This is a genomic window from Desulfobacter sp., from assembly GCF_050177295.1.
The window spans coordinates 1-2,851 of record NZ_JBFXHE010000505.1 but is presented as its reverse complement, the minus strand read 5'-3'; the positions used below and the strand labels follow the sequence as shown (position 1 = coordinate 2,851).

At 44.4% G+C, this 2,851-nt stretch carries 3 protein-coding genes; all 3 read left to right on the top strand.

Translation table 11 applies throughout. From position 1 onward, the window contains the following. On the top strand, positions 1 to 1,301 hold a 1,301-nt coding region (locus AB7U36_RS21785; protein WP_428161699.1), incomplete at its 5' end, for a hypothetical protein. Then, on the top strand, positions 1,279 to 2,220 hold the full coding sequence (locus tag AB7U36_RS21780) for a recombinase RecT (protein WP_428161698.1): 942 nt from the start codon (positions 1,279 to 1,281) through the stop codon (positions 2,218 to 2,220). The genes AB7U36_RS21785 and AB7U36_RS21780, both read left to right, overlap by 23 nt. A gap of 9 nt (positions 2,221 to 2,229) precedes the next feature. Further along, positions 2,230 to 2,851 (top strand): MBL fold metallo-hydrolase (locus tag AB7U36_RS21775; protein WP_428161697.1); only part of this gene is annotated, 622 nt, incomplete at its 3' end.

Here is a 2,851-nt window from a genome sequence, read left to right as displayed (position 1 = left end):
AAATTAACCAAAAGTTGAAAGAAATACCGGCCCGGATCGCCGAAAATCAGGAGATGGATAAAGAAGCCAAGGCCCCGGATCAGAATGATAAAACACTTTTCGATAAAAAATTATCAGATTTGCAGGACTGTCTTGCCCAGGAACGAAACAGCGAGATTATATCCTCTAAACGGGTTGAGTTGAATGAAGTTAACGCCGCCATTCTAAAAGAAAGGAGCCGTGTTGATGAACTCAACCGAGAAGGTAAAAAACCAATTCTGGATGCTATTGACGCACTGGAAAAAGAAAAGCGTGAAAATGCAAACCATGTTGAATCATTAAAAGACAGCCTGGATCGTGACAAAAAACGGAATGCAACAGCCAAAGAAGCTATAGAAAAGGTTAGAGACGATTACCGGATTGAATTTGCAAAACAGCCAACCGGGGATACAACCTGTCCCACATGCGGCCAGGAACTTCCTTTTGATCAGATTGAAGTCACTAATGAAACTTTTAACAAGGTTAAGGCTAAACGCCTTGAAAAAATCAATCAGGAAGGGAAGCAGCTTAAAGCTGGCATAGAGGCACGTGAAAAAGAAATATCAGAGATCAAGGCGAAAATTCAGGATCTGAACAGCACATTGCAATACCTTGAAATTGAGATTGAAAAATATCGTAAAAAACTTTCAGACATTAAGTCCGTAGAGATAGACACATCTGATCTTGATCAGAAAAAATCAATCATTGAGTCAGAGATCAGGGCTTTACAGAATGGCTCTGCAACCCGCGAAAGAGACATAAGTGGGAAAATAACAGAAATCAGTGCAAAGATAAGTGGCTGGGAAAAGCAGTCTGCTGAATACAACGCCGCCGAAAAAGCCCGGGATCGGATCAAGGATCTTGAGAAACAGGAAAAGGATCTGTCCGCAGAATATGAGGCCCTTGAAAAAGAACTCTTTCTTTCTGAACAATTTATTGTGCGGAAAGTTGAGATGCTTGAAGAGTCAATCAACTCACGGTTTAACCTGGCCCGGTTCAAGCTGTTTGAAACTCAGGTCAACGGCGGACTGAAAGAGTGTTGTGAAATCCTTTACCAGGGTGTCCCGTTTGATCGTGGCCTGAACAATGCTGCCAGGGTTAATGTCGGCATTGATATCATAAATACCCTGTCCGATTATTTCCAGTTTCAAGCCCCTATTTTTTGCGACAATGCCGAATCTGTAAATGTCCTGGCCGATACCTCAGCCCAGGTGCTCGGCCTTTATGTATCGGAGCATGAGGCCTTAACCATGGAAAAACTTGAAGTCAAACAAGCATCATAAATCAGCTCAAAATCAGGAGAAAACAACCATGGCAAACAATTTACCAATAATCAGGAAAACGATCACCGGAGCCAGTATGCAGGCCATGATTCAGCAGCGCATTGGAGAAAAGGCAGGGACTTTTACCACCTCACTGCTGGATTTGATCGGGGACAATAAGGATTTGCAGGAATGTGACCCCAACCTTGTTGTTAAAGAAGCTATTAAGGCCGCCGCCCTAGATCTGGCAATAAGCCGAAATTTAGGCTTTGCTTATGTTATTCCGTACAAAGAGAGAGGAACGCCAGTCCCTCAATTCCAAATGGGATATAAGGGCTATATACAACTTGCCATCCGTACCGGTCAGTACAAACATCTTAACACGGGTGCCGTATACGAGGGTGAAACCGTTGTGGCAGATAAGATCAAAGGCACCCTTGAAATTGCCGGGGTGCCGTCCAGCGAGAAAGTGGTGGGCTTTTTCGGTTACATGGAACTGATTAATGGATTTCAGAAGGCAATTTTCTGGACCGCAGAAAAGATGCGGAACCATGCCCAAAAATACTCCAAAGGTTATGCCTCATATCTTAGTGGCAGGACCAAGTTTAAGCCAATCTGGGAAACAGACTTTGAAGGCATGGGCAAAAAAACCATGATCCTGCAACTGGTCCCGAAGTATGGCCCCATGTCCATTGAAATGTCACAGGCCATGGACTCAGACCGTGCAGATTTTAAAGGATTTGGGAACGATGAGCAGATCCAGGCCGAAATTGATCAGAATGCTAATCAGGAAACCATTGACATAACCCCGGCGAAAACTCATGAAGATCCCCCGGAAAAAACGAACGGCGGCGAAATGACGGAAGAAGAAAAGGCAGAAATTCGGGCGCAGGAGATTGCCGAGGCTGAGGCTCAGAGGCAGGGTGAGCCGGATTTTTAAGCGCCTATTATGATTGAAATTAAAACCATAGCCTCAGGATCAACCGGTAACTGTTACCGCATCACGGACGGTAGAAACGTCCTAATGATCGAATGCGGAATCAGTTTCCGGGAGATCCGGCAGGCGTTTGATTTTCAGTTATCCGGAATTTCCGGATGCATAGTGACCCACTCCCACAAAGACCACTGTAAATCAGCAGTGAATTTGATAGAGGCCGGAGTGGATGTTTGGGTTTCAAGCGCAACCCAAACACAAATCCCAGGCTTTGCCGGTCATCGGGTAAAAAATTTTAAAGAAAAAGAACAATTCAATGTGGGTCCGTTTACGATCCTGCCTTTTCCTCTGCAGCACGATGTCGAAAACCATGGATTCTTAATTCAATCGGCCACCGGGAAGATCCTTTACATCACGGACACATATTATAGTCGTTTTGCGTTTAGGGGTATTACCCATTTTATGATTGAATGCAACTATTCAGATGATTTACTGGCCGATAATATTGAAGATGGGACAATCCACCCATCCCACAGAAACCGCATTAAAAAGAGCCATTTCAGCTTGGAGAACGTCAAAGAATTTTTCCGGGCAAATGACCTTTCACAATGCCGGGGAATCCATCTTATCCACATCA